Source organism: Streptomyces venezuelae (genome assembly GCF_008642355.1).
Lineage (GTDB): Bacteria > Actinomycetota > Actinomycetes > Streptomycetales > Streptomycetaceae > Streptomyces > Streptomyces venezuelae_B.
This window is the reverse complement of the sequence record NZ_CP029193.1, coordinates 4,752,449-4,777,473: the sequence shown is the minus strand read 5'-3', so window position 1 is coordinate 4,777,473 and position 25,025 is coordinate 4,752,449. Positions and strand designations below refer to the sequence as shown.

Here is a 25,025-nt window from a genome sequence, read left to right as displayed (position 1 = left end):
GGTCTTCCGCCGCAAGCGGCACCAGGGTGTGCGTCACGACGTCACCTCCGGGGCCTCAGTGGGCTCCGGCAGGACCGCCGGGCCGATGCGGACGAGGTCACCGGGACGGGCGCCGGTGTCCGACGTGACGCCTCCCCCGGTCGAGTTCAGCGGCAGCCAGACCACGCGGTCGGGCATCTCCGTGATCTGCAGCGGGAGTTCGGTCGCTCCCGCCGGTCCGGAGACCGACAGGAGATCGCCGTCCTTCACGCCCGCTTCCGCCGCGGTGGCCGCGGACACGCGCGCGTGGGCGGCGTGCCGCGTACCGGCGAGGGCCTCGTCGCCGTCCTGGAGGCGGCCCTGGTCGAGCAGCAGCCTGTGCCCCGAGAGGACGGCTTCGCCGACGGCGGGCCGCGGCGGCTGGGTGCCGGTCTCCAAGGGGTTCGAGGCGTGCGGCCCGTCCCAGCCGCCGAGCCGGTCCAGCTCGCGGCGGAGGGTCAGCAGGTCGGGCAGGCCCAGGTGGATGTCACCCGCGTCGGCGAGCATGTGCAGCACGCGCGCGTCGGTGGGCGCCAGCCTGCGCGTCATCTGGTCCGGCTTCAGCGCGGCGTCGAACATCCGCGCCCTGCCCTCCCAGTTGAGGAAGGTGCCCGGCTTCTCCGCGACGGCGGCGACGGGCAGGACCACATCGGCCCGGTCCGTCACCTCGCTGGGCCTCAGCTCCAGGGAGACCAGGAAGCCGACCTCGTCGAGCGCCGCACGCGTGCGTGCCGGGTCCGGCAGGTCGGCGACCTCGACACCCGCCACCAGAAGGGCACCGAGCTCGCCGGTCGCGGCGGCCTCGATGATCTGGCCGGTGTCACGGCCGTAGCGGTGCGGGAGTTCGGCGACGCCCCAGGCGGCCGCGACCTCGTCCCGCGCGCGCGGGTCGGTGGCCGGGCGCCCGCCGGGCAGCAGTGACGGCAGGGCGCCCACCTCGACGGCGGCGCGCTCCCCGGCCCTGCGCGGAATCCACACCAGCCGGGCGCCGGTCGCCGAGGCGGCCCGCACCGCGGCGGTGAGTCCGCCGGGCACGGCCGCGAGCCGCTCACCGACGACGATGACCGCGCCCTCGGCGCGCAGCGCCTCGGACGCCTCGGTGCCGGGAGCCTCCAGGCCGACGCCCGCGGCGAGCGCGTCCAGCCACTCGGTCTCGGTGCCCGGCGCCGCGGGCAGCAGCGTGCCACCCGCCTTCTCCAGGCCACGGGTCGCGTACGGGGCGAGGGAGAAGGTGCGCTGACCGTGCTTGCGCCAGGCCTTGCGCAGCCTCAGGAAGACGCCGGGCGCCTCCTCCTCGGCCTCGAATCCGGCGAGCAGGACGGCGGGCGCCTTCTCCAGGAGGGCGTACGTGACGCCGGTCCCGTCGAGGTCCCGGCCCCGGCCCGCCACCCGCGCCGCGAGGAAGTCGGCCTCCTCGCTGCTGTGCACGCGCGCACGGAAGTCGATGTCGTTCGTGTCGAGCGCCACGCGCGCGTACTTGCTGTACGCGTAGGCGTCCTCCACGGTGAGGCGGCCGCCGACGAGGACCCCGGCCCGGCCGCGTGCGGCGGCGAGACCGTTGGCCGCGATCTCCAGGGCCTCGGGCCAGCTCGCCGGCTCCAGCTCACCCGTCGAGGAGTTCCGCACCAGGGGCGTGGTGAGCCGGTCGGGGCGCTGCGCGTAACGGAAGCCGAAGCGTCCCTTGTCGCACATCCACTCTTCGTTGACCTCGGGGTCGTCCGCGGCGAGCCGCCGCATGACCTTGCCGCGCCGGTGGTCCGTACGCGTGGCGCAGCCGCCCGAGCAGTGCTCGCACACCGAGGGCGACGACACCAGGTCGAACGGGCGGGAGCGGAAGCGATACGCCGCCGAGGTCAGCGCTCCGACCGGACAGATCTGGATGGTGTTCCCGGAGAAGTACGACTCGAAGGGGTCGCCCTCGCCGGTGCCGACCTGCTGGAGGGCACCGCGCTCGATGAGCTCGATCATCGGGTCGCCCGCGATCTGGTTGCTGAAGCGGGTGCAGCGCGCGCAGAGCACGCATCGCTCGCGGTCGAGCAGCACCTGGGTGGAGATCGGCACCGGCTTCTGGAACGTCCGCTTCTTGCCTTCGAAGCGGGTGTCCGAGTCGCCGACCTGCATCGCCTGGTTCTGCAGCGGGCACTCGCCGCCCTTGTCGCAGACGGGGCAGTCCAGCGGGTGGTTGATGAGCAGCAGCTCCATCACGCCGCGCTGCGCCTTCTCCGCGACGGGCGAGGTCAGCTGCGACTTCACGACCATGCCGTCGGTGCAGGTGATGGTGCAGGACGCCATCGGCTTGCGCTGGCCCTCCACCTCGACGATGCACTGCCGGCAGGCACCCGCCGGGTCGAGCAGCGGGTGGTCGCAGAACCGCGGGATCTCGATGCCGAGCAGCTCGGCCGCCCGGATCACCAGCGTCCCCTTGGGGACGCTGATCTCGATGCCGTCGATGGTCAGCGAGACGAGATCCTCGGGCGGAACCGCCGCCTCCCCGCCCCCGGAGGGAGCGTTGTTGGTGGTCACTGTCATGCGTTCACCTGCGCGCTTTCAGCGGGCCGGTCGGCCCAGAGAGTCGACTTGGCCGGGTCGAAGGGGCAGCCCTTGCCGGTGATGTGCTGCTCGTACTCCGCACGGAAGTACTTGAGGGAGGAGAAGATCGGCGAGGCCGCGCCGTCGCCCAGGGCGCAGAAGGACTTGCCGTTGATGTTGTCGGCGATGTCGTTCAGCTTGTCCAGGTCGGACATGGCGCCCTTGCCGGCCTCGATGTCACGGAGCAACTGCACGAGCCAGTACGTTCCTTCACGGCAGGGAGTGCACTTGCCGCAGGACTCGTGGGCGTAGAACTCGGTCCAGCGGGTCACGGCCCGCACGACGCACGTGGTCTCGTCGAAGCACTGCAGCGCCTTGGTGCCGAGCATCGATCCGGCGGCGCCGACGCCCTCGTAGTCGAGAGGGACGTCGAGGTGCTCGTCGGTGAACATCGGCGTCGAGGAGCCGCCCGGCGTCCAGAACTTGAGGCGGTGCCCGGCGCGCATGCCGCCGCTCATGTCGAGGAGCTGGCGCAGTGTGATGCCGAGCGGCCCCTCGTACTGTCCGGGGTTGGTGACGTGCCCGCTCAGCGAGTACAGCGTGAAGCCCGGCGACTTCTCGCTGCCCATCGACTTGAACCAGTCTTTCCCCCGATTGAGGATCGCGGGAACGGACGCGATGGACTCGACGTTGTTGACGACAGTGGGGCACGCGTAGAGGCCCGCGACGGCAGGGAAGGGGGGACGCAGTCGCGGTTGGCCGCGGCGGCCTTCGAGCGAGTCGAGCAGTGCGGTCTCTTCACCACAGATGTACGCGCCCGCGCCCGCGTGCACGGTGAGTTCGAGATCGAGTCCGCTGCCCAGCACGTTCTTCCCGAGGTAGCCCGCCGCATAGGCCTCGCGGACGGCCTCGTGCAGCCTGCGCAGGACGGGGACGACCTCGCCCCGCAGATAGATGAAGGCATGCGACGACCTGATCGCATGGCACGCGATGACGATCCCCTCGATGAGGGAATGCGGGTTCGCGAAAAGGAGCGGGATGTCCTTGCAGGTTCCCGGCTCCGATTCGTCGGCGTTGACAACTAGATAGTGCGGCTTGCCGTCTCCCTGCGGAATGAACTGCCACTTCATTCCAGTGGGGAATCCCGCGCCGCCCCTGCCCCGAAGGCCGGAGTCCTTCACGTACGCGATGACGTCGTCCGGGGCCATGGCGAGCGCCTTGCGCAGGCCTTCGTACCCCTCGTGCCGCCGGTAGGTCTCCAGCGTCCAGGACTTCTCCTCGTCCCAGAAGGCGGAAAGGACCGGTGCGAGCAGCTTCTCGGGGCTGGTCTCGTGGTCGATCTCGGCTGCCAAGGTCATCACTCCCCCTCCTCGGCGGCGGGCCCTGCCGGGTGCGCCGGGTCGGACGCCGAGGTCTCCTGCGGTGCGTCGTGCGAGCTGAGGTGCTCGGCGGGGGCCTCGTCCTGGGGGCCTCCCGCGCGGGGGTGGACCACGCGCGGCTGCGGCTCCTCGCCCTTGGCCAGACGGAGTCCGATGAGTGAGGCGGGGCCGGCCCCGCCGCTCGCCTCGACGGCACCGGGGCGCTGGTCGGGGAAGCCCGCCAGGATCCGGGCGGTCTCCTTGTACGTGCAGAGCGGCGCCCCGCGCGTGGGCTCGACCGGTACGCCCGCGCGCAGGTCGTCGACGAGCTGCTTCGCGGACTCGGGGGTCTGGTTGTCGAAGAACTCCCAGTTGACCATCACCACCGGGGCGAAGTCGCAGGCGGCGTTGCACTCGATGTGCTCAAGAGTGATCTTGCCGTCCTCGGTCGTCTCGTCGTTGCCGACGCCGAGGTGCTGCTTGAGTTCGTCGAAGATCGCGTCGCCGCCCATGACGGCGCACAGCGTGTTGGTGCAGACACCGACCTGGTAGTCACCGGACGGCTTGCGCCGGTACATGGTGTAGAAGGTCGCCACGGCCGTGACCTCGGCGGTGGTCAGGCCCAGCATCTCGGCACAGAACCGCATGCCCGTGCGGGTGACGTGGCCTTCCTCCGACTGCACCAGGTGCAGCAGCGGGAGGAGGGCGGACCGGGACCCGGGGTAGCGGGCGATGACCTCCTTGGCGTCCACCTCCAGGCGGGCCCGCACGTCGGCCGGGTAGTCGGGGGCGGGGAGTTGGGGCATGCCCAGGCTGACGCCCGTGCCCTGTTCCGAAGGAGTGGTGGTCACCGGTCGACGCCTCCCATCACGGGGTCGATGGACGCGACGGCGACGATGACGTCGGCGACCTGGCCGCCTTCGCACATGGCCGCCATGGCCTGCAGGTTGGTGAAGGACGGGTCGCGGAAGTGGACCCGGTAGGGGCGGGTGCCGCCGTCGGAGACGATGTGCACGCCGAGTTCACCCTTGGGCGACTCGACCGCCGTGTACGTCTGGCCGGGCGGGACCCGGAAGCCCTCGGTCACCAGCTTGAAGTGGTGGATGAGGGACTCCATGGAGGTGCCCATGATCTTCTTGATGTGGTCGAGCGAGTTGCCGAGTCCGTCGGGCCCGAGGGCCAGTTGGGCGGGCCAGGCGATCTTCTTGTCCTCGACCATGACCGGCCCGGGGGCGAGCCGGTCGATGCACTGCTCGATGATGCGCAGTGACTGCCGCATCTCTTCCAGGCGGATCAGGAAGCGCCCGTAGGAGTCGCAGGTGTCGGCGGTCGGGACATCGAACTCGTAGTTCTCGTAGCCGCAGTAGGGCTGGGACTTGCGCAGGTCGTGCGGGAGTCCCGCCGAGCGCAGGACCGGGCCCGTGGCGCCGAGGGCCATGCAGCCGGTGAGGTCGAGGTAGCCGACGTCCTGCATGCGGGCCTTGAAGATGGGGTTCCCGGTGGCGAGCTTGTCGTACTCCGGGATGTTCTTCTTCATGGTCTTCACGAACTCGCGGAGCTGGTCGACCGTGCCGGGGGGCAGGTCCTGGGCGAGTCCGCCGGGACGGACGTACGCGTGGTTCATGCGCAGGCCCGTGATGAGTTCGAAGACATCGAGAACGAGTTCACGATCCCGGAAGCCGTAGATCATGATCGTTGTGGCGCCGAGCTCCATGCCGCCGGTGGCGATGCACACCAGGTGCGAGGAGAGGCGGTTGAGCTCCATGAGGAGCACGCGGATGACCGAGGCGCGGTCCGGGATCTGGTCCTCGATGCCGAGGAGCTTCTCGACCCCGAGGCAGTACGCCGTCTCGTTGAAGAACGGCGTCAGGTAGTCCATGCGCGTGACGAACGTCGTGCCCTGCGTCCACGTGCGGTATTCGAGGTTCTTCTCGATGCCGGTGTGGAGGTATCCGATGCCGCAACGGGCTTCGGAGACGGTCTCGCCCTCGATCTCCAGGATGAGGCGGAGCACGCCGTGCGTGGACGGGTGCTGGGGGCCCATGTTGACGATGATGCGCTCGTCGTCGGCCTTGGCCGCCGACTGGACGACCTCGTCCCAGTCGCCGCCGGTGACCGTATATACGGTCCCCTCGGTCGTCTCGCGGGGGGAAGCGTGGGAAGTTCCCTGAGTGGCAGACATCAGCTGTACGACCTCCGCTGGTCCGGAGCCGGGATCTGGGCGCCCTTGTATTCGACGGGGATGCCGCCGAGGGGGTAGTCCTTGCGCTGCGGGAAGCCCTGCCAGTCGTCCGGCATCATGATCCGCGTGAGCGCCGGGTGGCCGTCGAAGATCAGGCCGAAGAAGTCGTACGCCTCGCGCTCGTGCCAGTCGTTGGTCGGGTAGACCGCGACCAGTGAGGGCACGTGCGGATCGGCCTCGGGGACGCCGACTTCGAGCCGGATCAGCCGGTTGTGGGTGATCGAGCGCAGGTGGTAGACGGCGTGCAGCTCGCGGCCCTTGTCGCCGGGGAGGTGCACCCCGCTGACGCCCGTGCAGAGCTCGAAGCGCAGCGCCGGGTCGTCGCGCAGGGTCCTTGCCACGCGGACGAGGTGCTCGCGTTCGATGTGGAAGGTGAGCTCGCCGCGGTCGACGACCGTCTTCTCGATCGCGTTCTCCGGGACGAGGCCCTGCTCTTCGAGGGCGCCTTCCAGTTCGTCCGCGACTTCGTCGAACCAGCCTCCGTAAGGCCGCGAGGAGGCGCCGGGCAGGGTGATGGTCCGTACGAGCCCGCCGTAGCCGGAGGTGTCGCCGCCGTTGTTGGCGCCGAACATGCCCTTGCGTACGCCGATGACCTCGCCGGCCTCGTCGCGCGGCGCGGGGACGCCGTTGCCGTTCAGGTGCTCGTCGTGCGCGTCGCTCACCGCAGCAGCCCCTTCATCTCGATGGTGGGGAGCGCCTTGAGGGCCGCCTCCTCCGCCTCACGGGCGGCTTCTTCCGCGTTCACGCCGAGCTTGGTGTTCTGGATCTTCTCGTGGAGCTTGAGGATCGCGTCCAACAGCATCTCGGGGCGCGGTGGGCAGCCGGGCAAATAGATGTCGACCGGGACAACATGGTCGACACCCTGCACAATGGCGTAATTGTTGAACATTCCACCCGATGACGCGCAAACACCCATGGAGATGACCCACTTGGGGTTGGGCATCTGGTCGTAGACCTGGCGGAGCACCGGCGCCATCTTCTGGCTCACCCGGCCCGCCACGATCATCAGGTCGGCCTGGCGCGGTGAGCCGCGGAACACCTCCATGCCGAAGCGCGCCATGTCATAGCGCCCGGCACCGGTCGTCATCATCTCGATGGCGCAGCAGGCGAGGCCGAACGTGGCGGGGAAGACGGACGACTTCCGCATCCAGCCCGCGGCCTGCTCGACGGTGGTCAGCAGAAACCCGCTCGGCAGCTTCTCTTCGATTCCCATGCTCTTTGACCCCTCAGACCCTTAGTCCCATTCCAGGCCGCCGCGCCGCCATACGTACGCGTACGCAACGAAGACGGTGAGCACGAAGAGCAGCATCTCCACGAGCCCGAAGATCCCCAGCGCGTCGAAGGTGACGGCCCAGGGATAGAGGAAGACGATCTCGATGTCGAAGACGATGAAGAGCATCGCCGTCAGGTAGTACTTGATGGGGAATCGTCCGCCGCCTGCCGGCGTCGGCGTCGGCTCGATGCCGCACTCATAGGCCTCTAGCTTCGCGCGGTTGTACCGCTTTGGACCGATAAGCGTGGCCATGACCACGGAGAAGATCGCAAAGCCTGCCCCGAGGGCTCCCAGCACGAGGATGGGCGCATAGGCGTTCACGCTCCTCGCTCCTCTCAGTCGGCACTGACTGTTGGCGGTTGCATCGGACCGCGCCCTGCTCCCCTTCGAAGATCGCTTACATGTGAAGCAGGTCACAAGCCCAACTGCCCCGCATCCTATGCCCGGCGGTCTGTGATCTGCGACACGGGGTACGACAACGGCTTTGTGATCTCCACCACCTGACGAAGGATCATGAAGTCGGATGAGCGGTGACCTTCGTACGCGAAGCGCCTGAGTGATCACTAGAGGTGACATCTCAGCGCGTCGTTGCTGGTCGAAGACGTGTCGCACTATCAAGCGATGGCAGCCACAAGCAAATTGGCGCTGGACGGGTTCGCTTGATAGAGAGCCGCGTTCACACTTTGGCGGCAGGCGTGTGGACGCATGTGGACGCGTGCGCGGATTCACGAGCGGCGGTCGCGGTGGAGTGGAGGAGTCCGGCGGGCCCCTGCGGGCCGGGGCGGTGACCCCTATGAACCAGTGCCGGAATCTTCGGGAGATCTCAGGGATGTCTCAGCGAGATCTCAGGGAGATCCCCAGGAGCCCACGCTGTGACCTGTGCCACACCCGCCACTTCCGTGAATAAACCGGGCTTGGCCAACGGACTCAACGGGTGGTAGACCGAGGGCAATTCGGGCGTATCGCAGAAAACCCATGATCACAGGCGTGATCGACACTGTCCGCATTGCCCGTTACGGCGTCAATAAGAAGCGACACGCCCGGGATTCGAGCTCAGAAACCGCAACTGTGGCGCAGCACACGTTTCTTGAAGGGAACCGTGGGTCCCTGCTAGCAGTTGTTCTCATGTCCCACACCGCTCACATACCCAGCCACCGGAAGCCCCGTCGCAGCGCCTCGAAGATTGCCCTGCGTGCCGGAGTTGCCGGTGGCGTCCTCAGCACCCTGGCAGTGGCCGCGGCGGCCGGTACGGCTAACGCTGCCGAGTCGGTGTCCGAGACCATCGAGATGCCCACCCTCTCCACCGATCTGTCCGCTCAGATCGCGCAGTCGGCCGACGCCACCCAGCAGGCCGCCGACACCTACGAGTCGCGCGCCGAGCAGGACGCCGCCGCCTCCAAGGCCGCCAAGCAGGCCAAGGAAGACCTCGCGAAGGCGGAGAAGAAGGCCGAGGCCGAGCGCAAGGCCGAGGCCGCCGCGAAGAAGAAGGCCGAGGAGGAGCGCGCTTCGCGTTCCGCCGAGCGCACGAACCTCTCCACGCAGTCCGGTGGCGGTTCCACGAGCGCCTCCGACTCCGTCGCCCCCGCGAGCGGCAGCGTCGGCAGTGTCATCAGCTTCCTCAAGGCTCAGCTGGGCGACGCTTACGTGATGGGTGCCTCGGGCCCGAACGCCTGGGACTGCTCCAGCCTGGTGCAGGCCGCGTTCAAGCAGGCGGGTGTGGACCTTCCGCGCGTCTCGCAGGACCAGTCGACGATGGGCACCGAGGTGGGCACCTCGAACCTGCAGGTCGGCGACATCCTGTACTGGGGCGGCAAGGGCTCCGCGTACCACGTCGGTGTGTACATCGGCAACGGCCAGTACCTGGACGCCGCCAACCCCAGCAAGGGTGTTGTCATCCAGGACCTCTCGGGCTACCCGGCCTCGGGCGCCGTGCGCGTCCTCTGACGGCCTCTTAGAGCCACGACCAAGGGCCGGAACCCCCCTGGAGGGGTTCCGGCCCTTGGTGTGCCCTGAGACGCCTTCTCAGGCGTTCCGTGAGGTCTGCTTCACGCGTTCTTCGGCTTCAGCTCCGCCATCTCGGACCAACCGCTGCCCTCGATCTCGGTGTTCACGATCTGCGGGACAGACGCGATGAGCTCGCCCATCGTCTCCAGACCGGCCTTGAAGTGGTCGGAGTTCACGTGCGCGGCGCCCGCGTCCCCGTCGGCGAAGGCCTCCAGGAGCACGAACTGGTTCGGGTCCTCCACCGAGCGGGACCACTCGAAGAAGATGTTGCCCGGCTCCGCGCGCGTGGCGGCGGTGAATGCGGCGGTCCGCTCGAGCCAGCTGTCGCTGTGCTCGGGCCGGACGGTGAACTTGACGGCAATAAATATCATGCGTCCATTTTGCACCGTACTGCGCGGACCGCCCACCGGGGTTACGCCTTCGGAGCGCCTACCGGGCTTACGCCTTCGGTGCCGCCCCCGGGTTACGCCTTCGGAGCCACCTTGCTGAGGCCGTTGATGATGCGGTCCATCGCGTCGCCGCCCATCGGGTCCGTCAGGTTCGCCAGCATCTTCAGGGTGAACCGCATCAGGACCGGGTGGGTCAGGCCGCGCTGGGTCGCGATCTTCATGACCTTCGGGTTGCCGATGAGCTTCACGAAGGCACGGCCCAGCGTGTAGTAGCCGCCGTAGACCTCCTTCAGCGTCTTCGGGTAGTTCTGCAGCGCCAGTTCACGCTGGGCAGGGGTGGCACGCGCGTGTGCCTGCGCGATGACGTCCGCCGCGATCTGCCCGGACTCCATGGCGTACGCGATGCCCTCGCCGTTGAAGGGGTTCACCAGGCCGCCGGCGTCGCCGACGAGCAGCAGCCCCTTCGTGTAGTGCGGCTGACGGTTGAAGGCCATCGGCAGGGCGGCGCCGCGGATCGGCGTCGTCATGTTCTCCGGGGTGTAGCCCCAGTCCTCCGGCATCGACGCGCACCAGGCCTTGAGGACCTCGCGCCAGTCCAGCTCGCGGAACGACTTGGAGGAGTTGAGGATGCCGAGGCCGACGTTGGACGTGCCGTCGCCCATGCCGAAGACCCAGCCGTAGCCGGGCAGGAGGCGGTCCTCGCCGGGGCCGCGGCGGTCCCACAGTTCCAGCCAGGACTCCAGGTAGTCGTCGTCGTGGCGGGGCGAGGTGAAGTACGTGCGGACCGCGACGCCCATCGGGCGGTCCTCGCGTCGGTGCAACCCCATGGCGAGCGAGATCCGCGAGGAGTTGCCGTCGGCCGCGACGACGAGCGGGGCGTGGAAGGTGACCGGCGTCTTCTCCTCGCCCATCTTGGCGTGCACGCCGGTGATGCGACCGGTCCGGTCGTCGAGGACGGGCTCGCCGACGTTGCACCGCTCGTACAGACGTGCGCCCGCCTTCTGTGCCTGCCGCGCGAGCTGCTCGTCGAAGTCGTCACGCTTCCGGACGAGGCCGTAGTCGGGGTAGGAGGCGAGTTCCGGCCAGTCCAACTGGAGCCGCACACCGCCGCCGATGATGCGCAGGCCCTTGTTCCGCAGCCAGCCCGCCTCTTCGGAGATGTCGATTCCCATGGACACCAGCTGCTTGGTGGCGCGGGGCGTGAGCCCGTCACCGCAGACCTTTTCCCGTGGGAACGCGGTCTTCTCAAGGAGGAGTACGTCGAGACCGGCCTTCGCCAGGTAGTACGCCGTCGTCGAACCGGCGGGGCCGGCGCCGACGACAATCACGTCCGCGGTGTGTTCGGAGAGGGGCTCGGTCACGGCGGGTTCTCCCCAAGGCTCGAAATCTGTGTGCCGACAGGCACGGGATATGGGCAGTCTATGAGGCGGTACTGATCAGCCAGCCGAAGGGCCACACGTGACCGAGCAGACCGATACCCTGCCCGCGCCGCTCCTCCCCACCGTGGAGCTGCGCGTCCCCACACATGAGGACGCCTTTGCCTGGCACCGGCTCTTCGACGACCCCGAGGTCATGCGGTTCTTCGGCGGGTTGTCGGCGGAGCTCTCCGTGTACGAGGAGCTGACCGCCCGCCAGCGCAGACACGACGCCGAACTGGGCTACTGCCTGTGGACCATGCTCGACTCGGCCGGCGCGCCCATCGGCTTCACCGGCGCCCAGCCCTGGCCCAGGACGTGGGGACCGGTGGGAGAGATCGAGATCGGCTGGCGGCTCGGCCGCGCGGCCTGGGGCAAGGGGTACGCGACCGTCGCCGCGGAGGCGACGGTCGAGCGGGTGCGGGCCGCGGGGGTACCGAGCGTCGTGGCGATGATCGACACCGAGAACGAACGGTCCATCGCGGTCGCGCGGCGGCTCGGCATGGAGCCGGCCGAGTCGTTCACCACTCCCCCGCGGATACCGGGCGTCGAGTCGTCGCGGCGGACGGCGCGCTGTTTCCGGCTCACCCTCTGAGCACGTGTGGAGCGCGTGCGCTCTACGCGAGCTTTCGCGTGCGCTCTACGCGCGCGCTTGCTGGTTCCCGCTCTAGCGAGCCTGCAGCAAGCCTGAGGGCTGCCGCAGGCCCGAGCCACCGAACCGGCGTCAGTCCGTGAGGCGCCACGTGTCCAGTGCGGTCGTGTGTGTCTTCGCGCCCTCGCCCGCGGGCCAGAAGTCCTCGCGCCAGGAGAGCTGGATCGCGTACTCCGTGCCGTTCTCCGCGACGTAGCTCTGGTTGAGGGCGTGGATCGTACGGCCGCCCTTGTCGGTGTACGTGTACTCCCAGATCGCCCCGTCACGCCCCTGGAAGGTGTTCTCCTCCATCCGGATGCGGTCGTAGTCCGACTTGTCCGGCGCGGTCTTGGTGTGCCGCTCGATGTTCCTGAAGTTCTCGTACGAGGTGTAGGGGGCCTCGGCCACGACGCCGACGAGGAACTCCTCGCGCCCCGTCGAACCGGCATAGGTGATCTGCCCGGGTCGCTCGGGGTTGACGGGGCGGCGGGACCACCCTTCGGGCACGGCGAAGGAGAAGCCTTCGGGGTCGGTGATGCGTTCGGTGCCTTCGGGGACCGGGCCGGGCGAGGCGGCCGGGGCCGGATCGGCGCTCGGGGCGTCGGTCGGGTGCTCGGACGGGGTGCTCGACGGGGTGGTGACCGGATCGTCGGAGCGGCTGACGGCGGGCCTGTTGTCCTTGTTCGCGTTGTCCGCGCCGCTTGTCTTGTCGTCCCCCATGTCCCGCCAGAGCAGCGCGCCGGCGGTGGCGCCGCCTCCGACGACGAGGGCCACGGCGATGGTGACCACCCAGACGGTGGCCCGGTTGCGCGGCTTGGTGGGGAGGGGGTGGGGGCCCGGGACCGGGTAGCCGGGGTGGGGGGTGTAGGTGGCGGCCGTTTGGGTGGGGGCGTTCGGAGCGGGGGGTGTCTGGGCCGGGGGCGTCAGGGCCGGAGGGGTCTGAGCCGGAGGGGTCTGAGCGGCTGGGGACTGGGCTGCAGGGGTCTGAGCCGGTGGGGTGTGAGCCGGTGGCGTGTGGGGGGCCGCGGGGAGGGGCGCGTACGCCGGTGGGGTGGTGGGGGGTGCGGACTGGCGGCCCGTCATCTGGAGGAGGTAGGGGCCCAGCAGCGCCGCGGGGAAGATCCAGAGCAGGCCGAACAGCAGCGTCTCCGGGACGCTCAGGCCCGTCTCCACACCACCGCCGCCACCGCTGCTCGATCCGCCGAACCCCGAACCGCTGTCGAACGCCTGCCCGGACACCTCGACGCCGATCCCGCTGAACCCGGCGAGCAGCAGGACGAATCCGAAGAAGACGCCCGCGGCGAGGAGCTGCTCACCACGGCCCACGCAGCGCCGCGCGGCGAGTACGCCGAGCGTCAGCGCGCAGACCAGACCGAGCGCCAACGCGCCCACGATCGCCCAGTCATTGGTGACGTCACCGAGTTCGGAGAGCCCGAACGACCCGCTCTCGCGCCTGCTCCCGTACATCGAGGTACTGCCGCGCACCGAGGCCTCCGCACCCGCTCCCCAGCCGATGCCGAGTGCGGTCACCGCGAGGTTCGGCAGGATCAGGAGCGCGACCAGGAGCGGTGAGACGCCGGAGTCGTCGAGGTCCGTGATCTCGGACAGGTCGTCCACCTGGGCGAGGCTGATGAAGGCGACGACCGAGCAGAGGACGAGTACGACGACCAGTGCGCGCAGTGCCGTGCCTGTCGCCCGAATGAGGGACTGTGCTCCGGGGCGCGCGGTCACCTTCGTCCAGAGCTGCGTGTCCGCGCGGAGCAACACCGCGCCGGAGACGACGAGTCCGAGCAGGAGTGCGCCGAGCGCGGCGAGTACCGGTGACGACGACAGTTGTACGCCCTCGATCTCGGGCTGCGCGAAGAGCGCGAGTGCGAGTACGCCGAGGGTCACCAACAGGGCGACGCGCACGGCGGCTTCGAGGCCTGCGGTGGGGGTCGGGGCGGGTGTGGAGGTGGGGGTGGGGGTGCTGCTGTTCTGGGCTGCGGCGCGGGTGGTGATACGGGTCCGGAGCACGCGTACGCCGATGTAGAGCGCCACGATCCACAGGGCGGTCATCGTGAGCGGGACCAGGTGCAGGGAGGCGGTGCCTTCGACGGTCGTGGCCGTGGAGTCGGAGCCCGAGCCGAAACCCGTACCCATGTCCGTGCCCGAGTCCAGGCTCAGGCCGTCGCTTCCGGACCCCGAGCCGAAGTCCGGGCCCTCCTCGCGGCCCGTGAACTCGAAGCCGCCGCCGACCGATTGGAGCAGGAGCGCGAGGGCGATGCGGAGCCGGTCGGTGAAGCCGAAGACGGCGTCGTCGTCCTGGCCGTACGCCGGGGTCGCGAGCGCGGCGGCGCCGACCAGCAGCAGGACGACGGGCCAGAGCGCGGCCTGTACTGAGCCGACCCAGTCGCCGCGGAAGGTGCGGGTGAGGAAGGCGGCGAGAGGGGTGGGCGAGGGGGTGGCGTGGGCGGGAGCGGGGGCCAGTGCGGGGGCCTGGGCGGGTGGTGGTGGGGTCTTCGGTGCGGGTGGGGCTTGCTCCGGCGGGGTCTCCGGAGTCTCCTTCGCCTCTGGCGCCGGGAGGCGTTCGCGGCCGCACTTCATGCAGAAGCGGGCCTCATCGGGGGTGGGTACCCCGCAGTGTGGACAGTACGACGCCATCAAGACGCTCCGTGGATGCAGGAGTTCGGCAAGGAATGCGGACCGGCCCGTAAGCGCCGTATAAGTAAACGGCAGGGTCGTATCAACGGACACATCTTGCCCGGTGGCCGGTTCCCTCGGGTCCGCGCAATCCGAGTCTCAACTGGAGCGTTACGAAAGGGGTCTGTCGGTCAGCGCCGAGTGGTCAGCTTTGAATGGTCGGCTCCGAGTGGTCAGCCCTGTCTGGTCACAGCTCTGAGTGGTCAGCTCTGCTTGAAGCCGCGGTGCAGCGCCACGACGCCGCCCGTCAGGTTCCGCCAGGCCACCTTCGACCAGCCCGCGTCCTGCAGCAGGGCGGCCAGCGCCGGCTGGTCCGGCCAGGAGCGGATCGACTCCGCGAGATAGACGTACGCGTCCGGGTTCGAGGAGACGGCGCGGGCGACCGGGGGCAGCGCGCGCATCAGGTACTCCTCGTACACCGTGCGGAACGGGGCCCACGTCGCGTGCGAGAACTCGCAGATCACGACGCGGCCGCCGGGTTTCGTCACGCGGTACATCTCGCGGAGCGCGGCGCTCGTGTCCTGGATGTTGCGCAGCCCGAAGGAGATCGTGACGGCGTCGAAGGAGTCGTCCTTGAACGGCAGCTTCATGCCGTCGCCCGCGGTGAACGGCATCCAGGGGTGACGCTGCTTGCCGACGCGCAGCATGCCGAGGGAGAAGTCGCACGGGACGACGTAGGCGCCGGCCTGGGCGAAGGGCTGGGAGGAGGTGGCCGTGCCGGCGGCGAGGTCCAGGACCTTCTGGGCGGGGCGGGCGTCCACTGCCTTTGCGACTTCCTTGCGCCAGAGGCGGGTCTGGCCGAGGGAGAGCACGTCGTTGGTGAGGTCGTAGCGTTCTGCGACGTCGTCGAACATGGTGGCGACGTCGTGCGGCTGCTTGTCCAAGGTGGCTCGGGTCACCCGGCCCATTGTGTCAGGCCGGTCTTCTGCCTTGGCGGCGGGCTCTTTCGCCTGCGGCGGGCTGTGATCGCCTGCGGCGGGCTGTTGCGCGGGAGCGTCTGCCCCGCGCGGGCGCGTTCGCGAGTGCCGGTTCGTCTTGGTTGTTCGCGCAGTTCCCCGCGCCCCCAAAACCGCCGCGGCCCGAACCCCCAGGGGTTCCCTCCGGCTCGCGCCCCCCCAAAAAAACCACCGCGGCCCGCAAGCCCTTAGTCCCCCCCCAGCCCGCCCCTCAGTCCCTCTCCTCACCGTGCCCTGTACACCAACCGGCCCTCCACCACCGTCGCCACACACGTGCTCGCGCCGCGGCTCACCAGGTCTCGGCGGTCTTGGACGTCGAAGATCGCGAAGCGGGCCGGGGAGCCCGGCGAGAGGGGTGGGAGGAGGATCAGAGGGGACGGGGAGAGGGATGGGGGGCCCGGGAGGGACGGGGGGCGGTGGGCCTGGGCCAGGGAGGCTCTGCGGAGCGCGTCGATCGCCGGGCGGGCGCGGAGGTCGCCGGCCACCGCCACCGTGCCGTGTGCCAGGAGGCGCTGGACGCCGCGGCGGGCGCTCGCGCCGAGGCGGGCGGGGTCCGCGGCGAAGAGCGCGCGGGCGCGTTCGCCGCCGATGGGATCGACGCCGAGCGTGTCGGCCTCGCGCGGGTCGGGGTGGTACGTCGCCTCGAGGAGTTCGGGGGCGTATGGATTGAGGAGGCCCGGCGTCAGGATGCCGGGCCAGCGGCGGACGCGGGCCGACGGGTGCGACGCGGCCAGGTCGTCGTACGGACCGACCGCCGCGACGCTCGCGCCGGAGACCAGGACCGCCGTCTCCGGGGTGTGCTCGGCGACGTGGAGAGTGAGCAAGGCAGGCTCGGTCGCGCTCAGTTGGAGGCGAGGAGCTTGAGCTCCGGGTGAGCCGTGCCGCCCTCGATCGCCGTGGAGGAGATGTGCGAGGCGACACGGTCGTCGACCGGGTCGTTCGCCGGGTCGTCGTGCACGACGAGGTGCTCGTACGTCGTGGCGCGCTGCGCCGGGACCCGCTCCGCCGTGCGGATCATGTCGATCATCTCGCGGAGGTTCGAGCGGTGCTTGGCGCCGGCCGACGAGACGACGTTCTCCTCCAGCATGACCGAGCCGAGGTCGTCCGCTCCGTAGTGGAGGGTGAGCTGGCCCGCCTCCTTGCCGGTCGTCAGCCAGGAGCCCTGGATGTGCGCGACGTTGTCGAGGAAGATCCGGGCGATCGCGATCATGCGGATGTACTCGAAGATCGTCGCCTGCGTGCGGCCCTTGAGGTGGTTGTTCTCGGGCTGGTACGTGTACGGGATGAAGGCGCGGAAGCCTCCCGTCCGGTCCTGCACGTCGCGGATCATCCGGAGGTGCTCGATGCGCTCGGCGTTCGTCTCGCCCGTGCCCATGAGCATCGTGGACGTGGACTCGACGCCCAGGTTGTGGGAGATCTCCATGATCTCCAGCCAGCGCTCGCCGGACTCCTTGAGGGGGGCGATGGCCTTGCGGGGGCGGGCCGGGAGCAGCTCGGCGCCGGCGCCCGCGAAGGAGTCGAGGCCCGCCGCGTTGATGCGCTGGATGGCCTCCTCGACCGAGACCTTGGAGATGCGGGCCATGTGCTCGACCTCGGACGCGCCGAGGGAGTGGATGACCAGCTGCGGGAAGTTCTCCTTGATGGCGGAGAAGTGCTTCTCGTAGTACTCGACGCCGTAGTCCGGGTGGTGACCGCCCTGGAACATGATCTGGGTGCCGCCCAGCTCGACGGTCTCCGCGCAGCGGCGCAGGATGTCGTCGAGGTCGCGGCTCCAGCCCTTCTTCGTGTCCTTCGGAGCGGCGTAGAAGGCGCAGAACTTGCAGGCCGTGACGCAGACGTTCGTGTAGTTGATGTTGCGCTCGATGATGTACGTCGCGATGTGCTCCGTACCGGCGTACCGACGGCGGCGCACGGCGTCGGCGGCGGCGCCGAGCGCGTGCAGCGGGGCGTCGCGGTAGAGGGCGAGCGCCTCTTCCGGAGTGATCCGCCCACCTGCGGCGGCGCGGTCGAGGACGGACTGAAGGTCGGCCTTCTCGGTCACCGGGGCGTCCCTTTCGTAAGTTTCGTAAGGGTTGTGGACGGACCCAGCCAGCGTACGCCAGGGGTGGGGAACGTCCGACGTCAGGCGGTGCAGCCCCCCAGCAGCAGCCCCACGAAGGCGCCGCCGATCAGGAACGGGCCGAACGGGATCGCCGTCTTGCGGCTCGCGCGGCGGGCGACGACCAGGGCCGCGCCGTACAGCGAGGCCAGCAGGAAGCCCGCGAACGTGCCGACGAGGAGGACGCCCCAGCCGTACCAGCCGAGCACGGCGCCCAGACCGAGCGCCAGCTTCACGTCGCCGAACCCCATGCCGTTGGGGTTGATGAGGAAGAGGACGAAGTACGCGCCTGCCAACGCGAGGGCTCCGTAGAGGGACGCCATCCATGAGCCCGCCTGCTCCGGTACGAGCGTCACCGCTGCCAGCAGCGCGAGCGACGCGGCCGCGAGCGGGAGCGTCAGGACGTCCGGCAGGCGGTGCACGGTGAAGTCGACCAGGGCGAGGAGCACGCCTGCGGGGGCGAGCAGGAGCCAGACCGCCAGCTCGGGGCGTGTGCCCGTGGTCGCGGCCAGCGCGGCGCAGACCAGGGCCGTGGTGACGGCCGTGGCGGAGGTCCGGGGGCCGTATCCCGCTCCCCCCTCCCTCCCGCACCGGGCGAGGCCCAGCCACGAACCGAGCGCGTGCCCCTCCGGGCACTCCGCGCGCCACGGCTCGCCCGGCGGCACCGACAGGCGGTACGCGGCCCTCGGCACGAAGAGGCCCGCGAAGGCGCCCCACAGGGCGCCCCCCAGGATGAGTGTCAACAGCAACGGCTACAGCTTCCCTCGTAGGCTCAGCCCGCCGCCGACACGCCGCTGCGCCACGTCGGCAGGAGCTCGTCCAGGAGCGCCTCCGTGCGCGGCGGGAGGCCGCGCGCCCCGCTGCGGGCCATGAGGTCCGCGGCGACCTGCTGGAGGCGGGCCGGGTCCTCCGTGGCGTGTGTGGCGCGCAGCAGCTCGTTCCAGAGCCGCTCGTCGCCGGGCGCCGAGCCCAGCGCCGCGTCGAGCGCCTCGATCGCCTTCTCCGCGCGGCCCTTCTCCAGGTGGAACTCGGAGAGCGCGAGTCCGATGTCGGCGACGAGCAGCGGGAGCTGTGCGTCGATGATCTCGTGCGTGAGCCAGCCGTACCGCCCCCGCGGGCGGTCGGCGAGCAGCGGGCCGCGCACGAGAACCAGGGCGTCCGTGAGCATCCGGCCGCGCACCGCGCGGTTGCCGGCCCCGCGGCCCTGCGTCGCCTCGTGGTAGAGCGACCGCAGCACGTCCAGGTCGGAGACCACCGACTTGGCGAGCGTGAGCCTGCCGGTGTCGTCGGTGCGCAGCCGGGGCGAGCCGTCGGGTTCGTTGCCGAGCCAGTCGCGCAGCCGGTCGAGGAGCGCGTCCCGCACGTCGTCGGTGACACCGCGCGGCCACAGCGCGGAGGCGAGCACCCGGGGGTGGACTCCCTCGCGGTGCAGGAGCAGCAGGGCCAGCGCCTCGTGGAGCAGCGGGCTGCGCTCGCCGTCCGGGGTTTCGAGGCCGATGATCTCGTACGTGCCGACGAGGCGGGCGTAGACCGCGGGGCGGCCCTGCTCCGTGACGTCGACGAGGAACGGCGGCGCGGCGCCCGTGGGGCCGTCGTCCGGGCCCGTGGGGTTGCCGGAGCCCTCCGGGTCGGCGTCCGTGAACAGCTGGACGACGGCGCGCTGCTGGGCCTCGGGCAGCGACTGCGCGGCCAGTTCGAGCCCGAGCAGCGGTGCGAGGAGTTTGCCGTCGCGGGTGATCTCCATCTCCCAGGCGGCGCCGGGCAGGTCACCCGTCTCCGCGCCGACGAGGTAGCCGATGCCCAGACGGCTCGCGTCCGCGGCGAGTTCGGCGAGCTTGACGGCGTCATCGGCGGTCGGCTCGGCGGCGAGCAGCACCAGGTGCGGGGCCCAGCGGGTGTGCTGGGCGGGGCCGGTGCGGCCGGTGAGCACGGAGTCGTGCCCGGCGGCGCCGAGGGCGCCGCGCCGCTGCCGCGTCTCGGCCTCCATCGTCTCGATGAGGGCCTCGACGTCCTCCAGGTGGCGGAGGCGGTTGGGCGCGAGCGGGGTGAGGTCCTGGCCGAAGCCGACGACGGTGATCGTCATGCGGTCCGACCAGCCGTTGGTGGCGAGTTCGGCGGCGACCGACGCGAAGACGGCGGCACGGTCGGCGGCGCTGCCGCTCAGCGACACGATGCCGGGCACGGCCTCCAGGTTGAGGAGGAGCCGCGAGTCGTCCAGGGTGCCCAGGCAGACGAGGCCGGGGTAGGGCGCGGCGGTGTCCACGTCCTCGTACCGTTCGGCGTCGGCGCGCGACAGCACCCAGAACGTCTGGTCCTGGCCGAGCTGCCAGGGCGCGGGCGGGCGTCCGGCGGGTGTGGCGAGTTGCAGGTGCAGGTCACCGTTGGTCAGCCAGGCCGCGTACACGGTCGGCAGGGGACGGTTCTCCTCGGTGAGCGAGGCGGCGAGGCCGCGCAGCGACCGGTCGAGGAGGCGTACGCCCTCGGGGTCGGCGCCGACGAGCAGCGCGTCCTGCACGTCGGCCGCGGCGCCGGTCGGCGTCGGCGGCTGCATGCCTCCGCGTCCGCCGACGGCACCCATGGCCGACTGCCACAGGGCGTGGCGGCGACGGCGGCCGAGGGCGCCGAGCAGGCCGGCGGCGAGGAGGGGGGCGCCGAGGAGCGCTTCGGGCAGTCCGAAGTCGAAGCCCTCGGAGCCGCTGTTCGCGGTGGCGGCGGGCGCCCGCGGGGTCTCCGCCTCGGGGGTGGCCGGGGCCTGCGGCATGGCGGGCTTCTCCGGCGCGGCGGGGCGCTGCTCGGGCAGGACGATGTGGGCGGTGTCGTGGTCGACGGAGCTGCCGCCGCCCTGCTGCCGACCGCCCTGCTCCTGGCCGCCGCCCTCTTGGGCGCCGCCGCCCTGCCGCTGGTCGCCCGTCTTGGAGTAGTCGGAGATCTGCTCCTTGACGTCCTCGGAGACCTTGGGCGCCTCGTCGGGCATCTCGACGAGCTCGCCGCCGTGCGCGTCCGCGGGCATCTCCATGATCCAGCCGGGCCGGATGAGGCTCGCTTCGCTGAGCTTCGAACCGTCGGGCTGCTCACGGTCCTTGTTGAGCTGGTAGATCTCCTTGTACCGGCGGCCGTCGCCGAGGTGCCGCTCCGCGACCTCCCACAGCGAGTCGTGGTGGCGTCCCTCGGGGGGCTGGATCCGGTAGTACTTCGTGTCCCCGTCCCTGGCGGCGTTGCCGCCACCGGCGTGCGCGGCGGCCTGGTCGGCCTGCGCGGCCAGCGCGTCGGCGGCGGACGCCGCGGCCTGCTGTTCCTGCCCGAAGAGACCGGGGGTCTGCTGGGCGCTCGCGGCGGACGCATGCTTCTGGTTGCCCTCCAGGGACTGCCCGAACTGCGAGAGGCCCGGCGCGAAACTGGCCGCGGTGGCACCCACGAGCAGCACGGCGGCGACGAGTTGCCGCGCCAGCATCTGGCTGCCGCCGGCACCCGGCACCCGGCCCGGGATGCCGACGCCGGAGAGGGCGGCCTTTATCTCGACGAGCACGCAGGCGGTGAACTGCGCCCAGGCGAACCAGACGACGACGGTCAGTACGTTGATGAACGTACTGACGGTGATCTCCTGCTGCAGCCAGCTCAGTGAGGGCGTGCCGCCCGGCAGCGGCCACCCGACGAAGACGACGAGGGCTCCCGGTACGCCGACGAGGAGCACGGCGAGCGCTACGAACGCGAGGAAGGCCTTGACGAAGTCCCCGACCGTGCGCCGGCGCCGCGGCAACGGCTGCGGCGTCCGGTTCCGCGGGGACTGCGGGTTCGGCGGGCTCGTCGAGCGTGAGGTGGTGCGCGCCATGGCAGGTGTCCTGGTGTCCTGTGGGGAGGAGTGGATGGTCAGAGGGGGCGGGTGAGCCTACTGAGGTGATGTTACGGAAGGGGTCGGACGTCAGACAGGCCCGTACGGCCCCGGCCACCGGCCCCGCGGCCCGCTTCCTCCCGCCGCACCCGATAGGCCCGTTTCCTTCGTGGGCCGGGTGCGCCGCCCGCGGACCGCGCTGAGCTCGCGGTTGTACGGATCGGGGGTTCCCGTCACAGTTCCGGTACGGATCCCGGGGCTTCGGCTCCCCGGCCACACACGGATTCCCCTGTCACAGTCCCGGCACGGGAGCGTCGCGCCCGCGCACCATTCACTTCCGTCGCCCCGCACCACCGTGGATCCTTCAAATGAAGTGCCGATACTGGGCATGCAAGGCGCGCAGGACACGCGAAGGACCAGGTCGGCCCGGACGGGACGCGGCCACTCCCGGAAAGGGGTTCAGGGGTTGAAGGACGGGCTCAGGGGATCCAAGTCGGCCCGTACCGCGGTCAAGGAGGGGCGGAAGGGCGCGTACGACCGCGTCAGGAGCAGGATCAAGGGATGCGGCGGCCCGGTCGACGTCGCCACCGGCCAGGTGTTCCTGGAGGAGACGGACCTCTCGCTGCCCGGCACGCTGCCACTGGACTTCACCCGGCGGGTCGCCTCGGGCTACCGGTCCGGCGGCTGGTTCGGGCCGATGTGGACCTCCACGATCGACCAGCGTCTCGAAGTCGACGGGGACGGGGTCGTGTTCGTGACGGAGGACGGCATGCTCCTCACGTATCCGCACCCGGCGGGATCCACGGCAACGCCCGCGGAACTCGTCCTGCCCGAGTCCGGCCCCCGGTGGCCCCTGAAACGCCTCGCCGACGGCGGCTACCGCATCACCGACCCGGTCACCGGCATCGCCCGCCGTTTCACCGCGCCCCGCGAGGACGACGGCGTGGCCCTGCTGACCATGGTCTCGGACCGCAACCGCAACACCGTCGACTTCGACTACGACACGGAGGGCACCCCGCGCGCGATCCTCCACAGCGGCGGCTACTACGTGATGCTGACCGTCGAGGACCGGCGCGTCACCCTGCTCAGCGTGGCGGGCGCGGCCGCGGACGGCAGCGGCGACGATCTCGTCGTCAAGCGGTATGGCTACACCGACGGCAACCTCACCGCCGTCACCGACTCCTCCGGCCTGCCGACGCGGTTCACGTACGACGAACGGCTGCGCCTCACCGCGTGGGAGGACACGAACAACAGCCGCTCCACGTACGCCTACGACGACCGGGACCGCTGTGTCGCCCGGCGGGGCATGACCGGGCACATGGCCCACACCTTCACGTACGACGTGCCCGACCCCGCCCGGCCCGGCTGCCGCGTCACCGAGGTGACCACGGCCGAGGGCGCCACCTCCCGCTTCACCGTCGACGACCACTGCCTGGTCGTCGCGGAGACCGACCCGCTCGGCGGCACGGTCACGACCACGTACGACGCGCTGCACCACGTCGCCGCCACGACGGACCAGCTCGGGCACACCACGGCGTACGTCAACAACGAACTGGGCCTGCCGACCCGGGTGACGCGGCCCGACGGCGCCGTCCTTCGCGTCACCTACAACGACCTGAACCTCAAGACGGCCGTCGACCTGCCCGACGGCACGAAGTGGCAGTACACGTACGACGAGCGCGGCAACTGCACGTCGGTCACCGAGCCGTCCGGTGTCACCGTCCACCACGCCTACACGCCCGCCGGGCACCCGCTCTCGGTGACCGACGAGGCCGGCCACACGACCACCGTGCGGTGCGACGGCGCGGGCCTGCCGCTCAAGGTCACGGACCCGCTGGGCGCCGTCACGGTCTGGCAGCGCGACGCGCTGGGGCGCCCCACGGCCCTCACCGACCCCCTCCGTCACACCACGCACCTGGCGTGGTCGCCGGAGGGGCGGCTCGTCCGGCGCACGGCCCCTGACGGCGCGGTGGAGTCCTGGACGTACGACGGAGAGGGCAACTGCGTCGCCCACACCGACCAGCTGGGCCAGGTCACGTCGTTCGAGTACACCCACTTCGACCTGCTCGCCGCACGTGTCGGCGCCGACGGAACGCGCCACCACTTCGACTACGACGCGTCCCTGCGCCTCACCCGCGTGGACAACCCGCGGGGCATGTCCTGGACATACCGGCACGATGCCGCGGGCCGCGTGACCGCCGAGACGGACTTCGACGGCCGGACCCTGTCCTACGCGTACGACGCGGCGGGCCGCCTGGTGCGGCGGACGAGCGCCGACGGAGAGTCGATCTCCTTCTCCCACGACGCGTTGGGCCGGCTGGTCCGCAAGGAGAGCGCCGAGGCGGTCACCACTTTCGTGTACGACCTGCTCGGCAACCTGGTCGAAGCGGTGCGCCCCGACTGCGGACTCACTTTGGAGCGGGATGGTTCGGGTCGCCTGCTCGCCGAGACGGTCGACGGGCGCGGGCCGCTCACGTACGCGTACGACGAGGCGGGCCGTCGTACGGGACGGACGACTCCGACGGGGGCGACCAGCAGCTGGGAGTACGACGCGGCGGGCCGCCGCACCCGACTCACCACGTCCGGTGGCGGGACGGTGGAGTTCGAGCGGGACGCGGCGGGCAGGGAGGTGAAGCGGCGGGTCGGGACCGACGCTCGCGTGACCCTGGAACGCGCCTACGACGAAGTCGGCCGCCTCACCGCCCAGACGGTGACGGCACCGGACGGCAGCCCGGTCCAGCACCGCACGTACACCTACCGCGCCGACGGGGCCGTCACCGCCCTCGGCGACCAGCTCTCCGGCGGACGCCACTTCGACCGCGACCCGGCGGGCCGGGTGACGGCGGTGTACGCCCACAACTGGACGGAGACCTACGCCTACGACGCCGCGGGCAACCAGACGTACGCGGCCTGGCCCGACATCCACCCCGGCCACGAGTCCACGGGCCCGAGGGAGTACACGGGAACACTCCTCACGCGCGCGGGAAGCACCCGCTACGAACACGACGCGCTCGGCCGCGTCGTCCTGCGACGGAAGGCCGGGCAGTGCTGGCGGTACACGTGGGACGCGGAGGACCGGCTCACGTCGGTGGTCACCCCGGACGGCACGCGCTGGCTCTACACGTACGACCCGCTGGGCCGCCGCATCACGAAACAGCGGCTGGCACCCGGCGACGACAAGGACACGGTGGACGAGCGAACCGACTTCACCTGGGACGGCACGACGCTCTGCGAGCAGACCACGACGGCCCGGAACCTGCCGCGCCCGGTGAGCCTGACCTGGGACCACGAGGGCGGCCAGCCCCTCGCCCAGACGGAGCGCATCCACTCGGTCGACTCGCGCTCCTTCACGTTCGTCACCGACCTGACCGGCACACCCACCGAACTCGTCGACGACCGGGGCACCGTCACATGGCGGACCCGCAGCACGCACTGGGGAACGACGGCATGGCCGGCGAACAGCACGGCGTACACCCCCCTGCGTGCCCCCGGCCAGTACTTCGACCCGGAAACGGGCCTGCACTGCGACGGCTTCCGTTACTACGACCCGGAGACCGGCCGACACCTAAGCTGTTCGGGCACCTGAGGGAGGGGACAACAA

18 protein-coding genes are annotated in these 25,025 nt (G+C 70.6%); 3 read left to right on the top strand and 15 right to left on the bottom strand.

What is annotated here, in order from left to right; genetic code table 11:
* Positions 1–33 precede the first annotated feature (33 nt).
* The 7 genes from DEJ47_RS22170 to DEJ47_RS22140 are packed head-to-tail and all read right to left on the bottom strand — an operon-like array spanning position 34 to position 7,741.
* A complete protein-coding gene (locus DEJ47_RS22170; protein ID WP_150170945.1) occupies positions 34–2,547 on the bottom strand; it encodes an NADH-quinone oxidoreductase subunit G in 2,514 nt (837 codons plus the stop codon).
* Entirely contained in the window at positions 2,544–3,908 is a 1,365-nt protein-coding gene (nuoF, locus tag DEJ47_RS22165) for an NADH-quinone oxidoreductase subunit NuoF (protein ID WP_190415500.1), read from the bottom strand. Before nuoF ends, DEJ47_RS22170 begins: the two co-directional genes overlap by 4 nt.
* Positions 3,905–4,756 carry an NADH-quinone oxidoreductase subunit NuoE gene (nuoE, locus tag DEJ47_RS22160; protein ID WP_150170941.1) on the bottom strand — a complete coding sequence of 284 codons (852 nt, stop codon included), beginning with the start codon at positions 4,754–4,756 and terminating at the stop codon, positions 3,905–3,907. Before nuoE ends, nuoF begins: the two co-directional genes overlap by 4 nt.
* Positions 4,753–6,087, bottom strand: coding sequence for an NADH-quinone oxidoreductase subunit D (locus DEJ47_RS22155; protein ID WP_150170939.1), 1,335 nt, complete (start codon positions 6,085–6,087; stop codon positions 4,753–4,755). The genes nuoE and DEJ47_RS22155 overlap by 4 nt, the downstream gene beginning before the upstream one ends.
* Positions 6,087–6,809 carry an NADH-quinone oxidoreductase subunit C gene (locus DEJ47_RS22150; protein WP_150170937.1) on the bottom strand — a complete coding sequence of 241 codons (723 nt, stop codon included), beginning with the start codon at positions 6,807–6,809 and terminating at the stop codon, positions 6,087–6,089. The genes DEJ47_RS22155 and DEJ47_RS22150 overlap by 1 nt, the downstream gene beginning before the upstream one ends.
* Positions 6,806–7,360 (bottom strand): NuoB/complex I 20 kDa subunit family protein, encoded by a 555-nt coding sequence (locus DEJ47_RS22145; RefSeq protein ID WP_150170935.1) that lies wholly within the window; start codon positions 7,358–7,360, stop codon positions 6,806–6,808. The genes DEJ47_RS22150 and DEJ47_RS22145 overlap by 4 nt, the downstream gene beginning before the upstream one ends.
* 21 nt (positions 7,361–7,381) lie before the next feature.
* Entirely contained in the window at positions 7,382–7,741 is a 360-nt protein-coding gene (locus DEJ47_RS22140) for an NADH-quinone oxidoreductase subunit A (RefSeq protein WP_003992243.1), read from the bottom strand.
* 804 nt (positions 7,742–8,545) lie between these two features.
* Between DEJ47_RS22140 and DEJ47_RS22135 the strand changes: the two genes are divergently transcribed.
* The gene (locus DEJ47_RS22135) at positions 8,546–9,364 is read left to right on the top strand and encodes a C40 family peptidase (RefSeq protein ID WP_150170933.1); all 819 of its coding nucleotides are present in this window, start codon (positions 8,546–8,548) and stop codon (positions 9,362–9,364) included.
* Between the two features lie 101 nt (positions 9,365–9,465).
* Here DEJ47_RS22135 and DEJ47_RS22130 read toward each other — a convergent pair whose 3' ends face one another.
* On the bottom strand, positions 9,466–9,795 hold the full coding sequence (locus tag DEJ47_RS22130; protein ID WP_150170931.1) for a putative quinol monooxygenase: 330 nt from the start codon (positions 9,793–9,795) through the stop codon (positions 9,466–9,468).
* Between the two features lie 92 nt (positions 9,796–9,887).
* Positions 9,888–11,174 carry a geranylgeranyl reductase family protein gene (locus tag DEJ47_RS22125; RefSeq protein WP_150170929.1) on the bottom strand — a complete coding sequence of 429 codons (1,287 nt, stop codon included), beginning with the start codon at positions 11,172–11,174 and terminating at the stop codon, positions 9,888–9,890.
* A gap of 97 nt (positions 11,175–11,271) precedes the next feature.
* Between DEJ47_RS22125 and DEJ47_RS22120 the strand changes: the two genes are divergently transcribed.
* Positions 11,272–11,823 carry a GNAT family N-acetyltransferase gene (locus DEJ47_RS22120; protein ID WP_223828452.1) on the top strand — a complete coding sequence of 184 codons (552 nt, stop codon included), beginning with the start codon at positions 11,272–11,274 and terminating at the stop codon, positions 11,821–11,823.
* 129 nt (positions 11,824–11,952) lie between these two features.
* Here the strand turns inward: DEJ47_RS22120 and DEJ47_RS22115 are convergent, their stop codons facing one another.
* The 6 genes from DEJ47_RS22115 to DEJ47_RS22090 all read right to left on the bottom strand — a co-directional run bounded on the left by DEJ47_RS22115 (position 11,953) and on the right by DEJ47_RS22090 (position 21,424).
* The gene (locus DEJ47_RS22115) at positions 11,953–14,502 is read right to left on the bottom strand and encodes a zinc ribbon domain-containing protein (RefSeq protein WP_190415496.1); all 2,550 of its coding nucleotides are present in this window, start codon (positions 14,500–14,502) and stop codon (positions 11,953–11,955) included.
* 242 nt (positions 14,503–14,744) lie between these two features.
* A complete protein-coding gene (locus DEJ47_RS22110) occupies positions 14,745–15,440 on the bottom strand; it encodes a demethylmenaquinone methyltransferase (protein ID WP_150170927.1) in 696 nt (231 codons plus the stop codon).
* Positions 15,441–15,721: 281 nt separating this feature from the next.
* Complete coding sequence (locus DEJ47_RS22105; RefSeq protein ID WP_150170925.1) at positions 15,722–16,321, bottom strand: imidazolonepropionase-like domain-containing protein; 600 nt, start codon at positions 16,319–16,321, stop codon at positions 15,722–15,724.
* A 17-nt stretch (positions 16,322–16,338) separates the two neighbouring features.
* Positions 16,339–17,538 (bottom strand): cyclic dehypoxanthinyl futalosine synthase, encoded by a 1,200-nt coding sequence (mqnC, locus tag DEJ47_RS22100; RefSeq protein ID WP_150170923.1) that lies wholly within the window; start codon positions 17,536–17,538, stop codon positions 16,339–16,341.
* 80 nt (positions 17,539–17,618) lie between these two features.
* The gene (locus DEJ47_RS22095; RefSeq protein WP_399552235.1) at positions 17,619–18,338 is read right to left on the bottom strand and encodes a prepilin peptidase; all 720 of its coding nucleotides are present in this window, start codon (positions 18,336–18,338) and stop codon (positions 17,619–17,621) included.
* Positions 18,339–18,367: 29 nt separating this feature from the next.
* Positions 18,368–21,424, bottom strand: coding sequence for a bacterial transcriptional activator domain-containing protein (locus DEJ47_RS22090; RefSeq protein ID WP_150170919.1), 3,057 nt, complete (start codon positions 21,422–21,424; stop codon positions 18,368–18,370).
* Positions 21,425–21,890: 466 nt separating this feature from the next.
* Here DEJ47_RS22090 and DEJ47_RS22085 point away from each other — a divergent pair, with 466 nt between their 5' ends.
* Positions 21,891–25,010: a DUF6531 domain-containing protein gene (locus DEJ47_RS22085; RefSeq protein ID WP_223828451.1), complete on the top strand. Its 3,120-nt coding sequence runs from the start codon at positions 21,891–21,893 to the stop codon at positions 25,008–25,010.
* The last annotated feature ends 15 nt before the right edge of the window (positions 25,011–25,025 follow it).